Annotated in this window: 8 protein-coding genes; all 8 read right to left on the bottom strand. The window is 68.5% G+C overall.

Annotated features, from left to right (window positions below; all coding sequences use genetic code 11):
- Nucleotides 1-198: 198 nt before the first annotated feature.
- Entirely contained in the window at nt 199-795 is a 597-nt protein-coding gene (lepB, locus tag ACWDX9_RS06825) for a signal peptidase I (protein ID WP_364250698.1), read from the bottom strand.
- Nucleotides 795-1,655: a signal peptidase I gene (gene lepB, locus ACWDX9_RS06820; RefSeq protein WP_449949858.1), complete on the bottom strand. Its 861-nt coding sequence runs from the start codon at nt 1,653-1,655 to the stop codon at nt 795-797. Before lepB (ACWDX9_RS06820) ends, lepB (ACWDX9_RS06825) begins: the two co-directional genes overlap by 1 nt.
- Nucleotides 1,656-1,794: 139 nt before the next feature.
- Nucleotides 1,795-2,157 (bottom strand): 50S ribosomal protein L19, encoded by a 363-nt coding sequence (gene rplS / locus ACWDX9_RS06815; protein WP_185071559.1) that lies wholly within the window; start codon nt 2,155-2,157, stop codon nt 1,795-1,797.
- 137 nt (nt 2,158-2,294) lie between these two features.
- Nucleotides 2,295-3,074 (bottom strand): tRNA (guanosine(37)-N1)-methyltransferase TrmD, encoded by a 780-nt coding sequence (gene trmD, locus ACWDX9_RS06810; RefSeq protein ID WP_350730336.1) that lies wholly within the window; start codon nt 3,072-3,074, stop codon nt 2,295-2,297.
- A complete protein-coding gene (rimM, locus tag ACWDX9_RS06805; RefSeq protein WP_449949863.1) occupies nt 3,074-3,574 on the bottom strand; it encodes a ribosome maturation factor RimM in 501 nt (166 codons plus the stop codon). Before rimM ends, trmD begins: the two co-directional genes overlap by 1 nt.
- A gap of 65 nt (nt 3,575-3,639) precedes the next feature.
- Complete coding sequence (locus ACWDX9_RS06800) at nt 3,640-3,885, bottom strand: RNA-binding protein (RefSeq protein ID WP_113699978.1); 246 nt, start codon at nt 3,883-3,885, stop codon at nt 3,640-3,642.
- Between the two features lies 1 nt (nt 3,886).
- Nucleotides 3,887-4,327 carry a 30S ribosomal protein S16 gene (gene rpsP, locus ACWDX9_RS06795; RefSeq protein WP_449949856.1) on the bottom strand — a complete coding sequence of 147 codons (441 nt, stop codon included), beginning with the start codon at nt 4,325-4,327 and terminating at the stop codon, nt 3,887-3,889.
- 850 nt (nt 4,328-5,177) lie between these two features.
- Nucleotides 5,178-6,725 (bottom strand): signal recognition particle protein, encoded by a 1,548-nt coding sequence (ffh, locus tag ACWDX9_RS06790; protein ID WP_449949853.1) that lies wholly within the window; start codon nt 6,723-6,725, stop codon nt 5,178-5,180.
- Nucleotides 6,726-6,759 lie beyond the last annotated feature (34 nt).

Genomic DNA, 6,759 nt, shown 5'->3' with positions numbered 1-6,759 from the left:
GGCGAGGTGGACAGCTCGGTGCCGGGCATCCTGGCGAGCAGCCGCCGGAGCTTGGACACGCCGCGGCGGGCGAGCGCCCGCTCATAGGCGTAGAGTCCGGAATCGCGCCGGACGACGCTTGGCCGAGGGCGGAACGCAACTGTCATGACAGAGGCAGCGTACGCCCCAAACGCCGCGAACCGCGACCGAAAGCGACCGCTATTTGACCTTGTCGAAAGTGTCAGGACGGGAGAAGAGATACCCCCGGGACAGCGGCCAGTAGCGCACCACGGCCTTGCCGATCACGTCGTTCTCCGAGATGAACCCGCCTCCGGCCTCGTCCATGTGGGCCCGCGAGTCGGCCGAGGCGCTGCGGTGGTCGCCCATCAGCCAGAGCTTTCCGGGCGGCACGGTGACGTTGAACTTATCGCCGGAAGCGTAATCGCCGGGGTAGAGGTAGGAAGTCTCCTCCAGCGGCGTGCCGTTGACCGTGATGCGCTTCTTGGAGTCGCAGCACACCACCTTGTCGCCGCCGACGCCGATGACCCGCTTGATGGTGTCCTCGCCGGTGTTCCAGCCCTTGAAGACCACGATGTCGCCGCGCTCGGGCTTGCCCGCCAGCTTGTTGACGAAGACCCGGTCGTTGACCAGCAGAGTGTTCTCCATCGAGACGGACGGGATGTAGAACGAGCCGACCACGAACGCCTGCAGCAGCAGCGCGATGCCCACGCCCAGGACCAGCAGCAGCACCGTCTCGCGGAAGCCGCCCTTCTTCTTCTCTTTCCCCACGCCCTCCGCCTTCTTGGTGACGGCCATCAGCGCCTCTTCCCCTTCCAGCGGCGACGAACCAGGACCAAGGGTACGGCGAGCCCGAACCCGGCGACCAGCGGTACGGAGCCACCGAGCGCCTGAAGCGCCGGTTGCGAGAACGTGTCCGGAATGTCGATCGAGGTCGCCCGGTTGAACGGCCAGACGATCACGAAGGCCCGCCCGATGACCTGGCTCACGGGAATGGAGCCACCGCCCGCGTCACCGGTGTGGGATCGGGAGTCGAGCGAGACCGACCGGTGGTCGCCCATCACCCACAGCCGCCCCTCGGGCACCGTGATGTTGAAGAACTTGTCGGACGGCACGTTGCCCGGATAGAGATAGCTCTCCTCGTCGATGGGCGTGCCGTTGACCGTGATGCGATTCTTGGAGTCGCAGCACTTCACGTGGTCGCCACCGACGCCGATGACCCGCTTGATGTAGTCCTTCTCGCCGGGCACGATGCCGAACGCCGTGCCGACCCAGCGGAAGAAGGCCGCGACCGGGTTGGACGGCTCCTCCATCTGGAACTCACCGTCCCAGGAGTCGACTCCCGAGAAGACCACCACGTCTCCGCGCTCGATGTCGCGCGTGTGGTAGACGAGCTTGTTGACCAGAACCCTGTCGTTTTTCAACAGGGTGTTCTCCATCGACTCCGACGGAATGTAGAAGGCCTGGACCACAAACGTCTTGATGATCAGGGCCAGCACCAAGGCCACGACGACAAGAACGGGCAGCTCTTTCCAGAACGACCCCTTCTTCTCCTTTTTCTCGCCTTTTGCTGGCTTCTGAGTCTCTTCGGCGACCACGTCCACCTCGTCCTCGACAGGGCGGCGCGCCGCGCCGTGCTCCTGGCTCTCGCTAGTCATCGCTGACGAGCCTAGATGATGCTTCGGCTCGACAAGCCTCGACCGACGTTACACCCATGCACGAGTCGCTCCACATAAAGGAAACGGCCCTGTAAAGCCGAATGGCCCGCGCGAGTGCGCGGGCCACGAAAAGACCGGGCTACTTGGCGGCCGTCGTCTCGCGCTTCTCGCGGATACGGGCGGCCTTGCCGCGCAGGTCGCGCATGTAGTAAAGCTTGGCCCGGCGCACGTCGCCGCGGGTCACGAGCACGATCTTCTCGATGACCGGGCTGTGCACGGGGAAGGTGCGCTCGACGCCGACGCCGTAGCTGACCTTGCGGACCGTGAAGGTCTCACGGGCGCCGCTGCCCTGCCTGCGCAGCACGAAGCCCTTGAAGACCTGGATACGGGAGCGGTTTCCTTCGACGACTCGAACGTGAACCTCGAGCGTGTCACCGGGGCGGAAGCTCGGCACGTCGCTGCGCAGCGTCGCCTTCTCGAGCTCCTGGATCTTCGTGTGCATGAGAGCTGTCCTCAAGTCCTCGCGAGCACGCGGAGGTCCACCCGGCCGTGGCTCGCGGCGGACACGCCTGCTGATGTGATGAACCCGGGATCGTTTCCCGGGCATGACAGACCAACCAAATGACGGTTGGCAGCGATTCAGTTTGCCATATCTTCGCGCTCGACGCGAAACGACAGCTCCTCGAGGAGCTTCCTGTCGTGCTTGTCGAGCGTGTCGGGGTCGAGCGCCGCCGCCAGCTCCGGCCTGTTCCGTACGGTACGGCGCAGCGCCTGGTCACGCCGCCATCTGGCGACTTTTCCGTGATGCCCGGACAGCAGCACCTCAGGCACTTCATGCCCCCGCCAGACGGGCGGCTTGGTGTAGACGGGGCCCTCGACCAGATTCTGCATGGAACCGGGCGCGAAGGAGTCGTCCACGGCCGACTGGGCGTTGCCCAGCACACCGGGCAGCAGCCGCCCGATGGCCTCGACCATGACCAGCACCGCCACCTCGCCCCCGGCCAGCACGTAGTCGCCGATGCCGACCTCGTCGACCCGCAGCCGGGAGCCGTACTCCTCCATGACCCGCGAGTCGATGCCCTCGTACCGCCCGCACGCGAACAGCAGCCACGGCTCCCCCGCCAGCTCCTGCGCCAGCTCCTGGGTGAACGGCCGCCCGCTCGGCGTCGGAACGATCAGCCTCGGCGCGCCGTCCCCGGCCACGTCGTCGATGGCCTCGCCCCACACCTCGGGCTTCATGACCATGCCCGGCCCCCCGCCGTAGGGGGTGTCGTCCACGGTCTTGTGCACGTCGTGGGTCCAGTCACGGAGCTGGTGTACGCGTACGTCGAGCGTGCCGCGCTCGCGAGCCTTGCCGATCAGCGAGACGTCGAGCGGCGCGAAGTATTCGGGGAAGATCGAGATGATGTCGAGCCGCATCACAGCAGGCCCTCTGGCGGGTCGACGACCAGCCGACCACCCTCCAGGTCGACCTCGGGCACGAGTTCCTTGACGAACGGGATGAGCGCCTCGTCCGCCCCGATCCTGCGTACCACCAGGAGGTCCTGGCCGTGGTGGAGAACGTCGGTGATCTCGCCCACGGGCTCCCCCGCGGCGGTCTCCACCGTCAGGCCGATGAGCTGATGATCGTGGAACTCGTCGGGGTCGTCGGACGGCTCCACCTCGGCCGAGTCGATGACCAGCATGGTGCCCCGCAGCTCCTCCGCCGCATCGCGGTCGGTGATCCCCTCGAGGGTCAGCAGCAGGAAGCCCTTGTGCCAGCGGCGGCCCGCGACGACGAGCGGCCCCCTGGCGGCGGGGTCCGTGGCGATGGACGTGCCCACGGCGAAACGCAGCTCGGGATCGTCGGTGCGTACCTCCACGGACACTTCACCGCGCACCCCGTGCGGACGGCCGATCCGGCCGACGACCAGCTGCAACATGAACTCCTAACGCAAGCGCCCCCATCGGCCGGCAAAGCCGATGAGGGCGCGGAAACCTGACGCTAACGGACTGTTTCGTGCAGGTCGAGCAGGTCGACCCGTACGTACTTCCCGTCGGCCAGGGCGTTCACAACGGTGCGCAACGCCTTGGCGGTGCGCCCGCCGCGTCCGATGACCTTACCCAGGTCCTCGGGGTGCACCCGGACCTCCAGGACGCGCCCGCTGCGAATGCGGCGTGCGCGGACCCGGACATCGTCTGGATGTTCGACGATGCCCTTGACGAGGTGCTCGAGAGCCTCCTCGAGCACGTCAGGCCTCGCCCTCGGCCTGGGTCTCGGCGGGGGCCTCAGCCTCTTCCTTCTTCTTGGCCTTCTTCGGCGTGGTGGCGGCCGTGCCGGTGTCGCCACCGGACAGCGCCTCCTTGGCCGCGGCCTCGTAGAGGGCGTGACGGTCAGGCGCGGGCTCGGCGACCTTCAGCGGCGCAGGGGCGGGCTCGCCCTTGAACTTCTGCCAGTCGCCGGTGAGCTTGAGCAGCTTGAGGACGGGCTCGGTCGGCTGCGCGCCGACCCCCAGCCAGTAGGCCGCACGCTCGGCGTTGACCTCGATGCGCGAAGGGTCGTCCTTCGGGTGGTACAGGCCGATCTCCTCGATCGCCCGGCCGTCACGCTTGGTGCGGCTGTCGGCGACGACGATGCGGTATTGAGCGTTGCGGATCATGCCGAGCCGCTTGAGCTTGATCTTGACTGCCACGGGTGTGGTCTCTCCTGCATTCGAGCGTGGGTGAACGGCATCTCGCCGAGTGGGGCACGACGGGATGACGCTCCAGGGACAGGCGCGTCCGGCGGGAGGTGAGAGGGCACCCGCATGGCCACGATGTTCCAACATGCCATTGTGCCAGATCCACGGCACTGCCATCGACGTTCCGTCACGGCGCGTCGCCTCCATCCGCGCCCGAACGGCGCCCGAAGGCTCGGCACTGCGTGCGACCTGGTCGCCTGTACGGCGAGTGACCCGCTCATGCTATCCCGCCGGCGCATGATCTCCGGCCGCGCGAGCGGGGAGCGACCGGTTCCGGGCGGGGCGTGCGGCAGGTCCAGGCGAGCGGCCGTACGAGGGGGCGGACGCAGGTACTCAGAGCGACGGGACTGCCGGGAGTCCACCAGCGGGAAGGGGGGCCGGCGCGGCGCATCTCCCGGGGGCGCCGCCGCCGGCCGCCCAGGCACGCCACTGCCGGAGAGCCAGGGCAAGGACCGCGGACGGCCCAGGCGCCAAGGTGCACTGGCGCCCACGCCACGGAAACCCGAGGTCGCCGGGTACCTGGGCACGCCACCGCCGGACGCCCGTGGCGCGTCGCCGCCGGGAGCCGGAGCGAGACCGGCCGGAACTCCGGAAGCACCGCCGCCAGAAACCGAAAACATCGGCGTCGCAAGCTCGGGGCGCGCTGCCCCCGCAAACCGGAGGGCCGACGCCGGGAGCCCGCGGCGCGCCACCCCCAGAAAAACCGGAGCGTCGACGCGGAGGCCCGATGCACGCCACCCCCGGAAACCGGAGTGCAGGTCGGCCCGGGGTTGGCCGCCGGGAGGCAGGGTCCCGGCGGTGGTTACTTCTGGCCGGGCAGGCGGAACTTGGAGGGGTCGAAGCCGGGCGGCAGCTCCACGCCCGGAGGCAGCTTGCCCCCGAGGTTGCCCAGCAGGCCACCGCCCTTGGGCTCCGCCTCCGGAGCCTCGGCGGAAGAGGCCTTGCCGAGGGCCGCCTTGCGCGGGTCGCCGCTGACGCGCCGCCCCTTGGCCTTCTTCTGCGCCTTGCCCGCCTTGCCACGACCGCCCGGCATGCCGGGAATGCCCATGCCGCCCGCCATCCGCTTCATCATCTTCTGCGCCTCGAAGAAGCGGGTGACGAGGTTGCTGACGGCGGTGACCGTGACGCCGGAGCCGGCCGCGATACGGGCCCGGCGCGAGCCGTTGATGATCTTGGGGTCCTGGCGCTCCCCGGGCGTCATCGAGCGGATGATGGCGGCGATGCGGTCGAGGTCGCGGTCGTCGATGGAGTTGAGCTGGTCGCGCATCTGCCCCATGCCGGGCATCATGCCCAGCAGGTTTTTGATGGGCCCCATCTTCTGGACCATCATCATCTGCTCGAGGAAGTCCTCGAGCGTGAAGTTCTCGCCCGACGTGAGCTTGCCCGCCATCTTGGCGGCCTGCTCCTCGTCGAACGTCTTCTGGGCCTGCTCGATCAGGGTGAGGATGTCACCCATGTCGAGGATGCGGGAGGCCATCCGGTCGGGGTGGAAGGCGTCGAAGTCTTCGAGCTTCTCACCCGTGGAGGCGAACATGATCGGCCGGCCCGTGATGTGCCGCACCGACAGGGCGGCGCCACCGCGGGCGTCGCCGTCGAGCTTGGTCAGCACGACCCCGTCGAAGCCGACGCCCTCCATGAACGCCTGCGCCGTCGTGACGGCGTCCTGGCCGATCATGGCGTCGACCACGAACAGGACCTCGTCGGGCGAGACCGCGTCGCGGATGTCGGCGGCCTGCTTCATCATCTCCTGGTCGATGCCCAGGCGGCCGGCGGTGTCGATGATGACGATGTCGTGCAGCAGGCGCTTGGCCTCGTCGATCGACGTGCGGGCGACCTCGATCGGGTCGCCGGCGCCGTTGCCCGGCTCGGGGGCGTAGACCGCGACCCCGGCGCGCTCGCCCACGACCTGGAGCTGCTGGACGGCGTTGGGGCGCTGCAGGTCGGCGGCGACGAGCAGGGGCGTGTGGCCCTGCTCGCGCAGCCACCTGGCCAGCTTGCCGGCCAGGGTGGTCTTACCGGCGCCCTGCAGACCCGCCAGCATGATGACGGTCGGCGGCGTCTTGGCGAGGCGGAGCCTGCGCGTCTCGCCGCCGAGGATCCCGATCAGCTCGTCGTTGACGATCTTGACGACCTGCTGCGCCGGGTTGAGCGCCTGGGAGACCTCGGCCCCGCGGGCGCGCTCCTTGACCTGGGCGACGAACGCCTTGACCACCGGGAGCGCGACATCGGCCTCCAGCAGGGCGATGCGGATCTCGCGGGTGGTGGCGTCGATGTCGGCATCGGACAGCCGGCCTTTGGACCGGAGGGAGGAGAAGACCGATGTCAACCGGTCGGATAGCGTCTCGAACACGTGGTTGGCCAGTCCTCGAAGCGAATGAACGTCT

The organism is Nonomuraea sp. NPDC003201, from assembly GCF_053590415.1.
Note: the sequence above shows the minus strand (reverse complement) of the source record. Positions and strands in the feature narration are given on the sequence as shown.

Excerpts from the sequence above, each read along its gene's own strand:
- trmD (WP_350730336.1), bottom strand. The coding sequence starts at position 3,074 with ATGCGGCTCGACATCATCTCGATCTTCCCCGAATACTTCGCGCCGCTC.
- rplS (WP_185071559.1), bottom strand. The coding sequence starts at position 2,157 with ATGCACACGAAGATCCAGGAGCTCGAGAAGGCGACGCTGCGCAGCGAC.
- lepB (WP_449949858.1), bottom strand. The coding sequence starts at position 1,655 with ATGACTAGCGAGAGCCAGGAGCACGGCGCGGCGCGCCGCCCTGTCGAG.
- lepB (WP_364250698.1), bottom strand. The coding sequence starts at position 795 with ATGGCCGTCACCAAGAAGGCGGAGGGCGTGGGGAAAGAGAAGAAGAAG.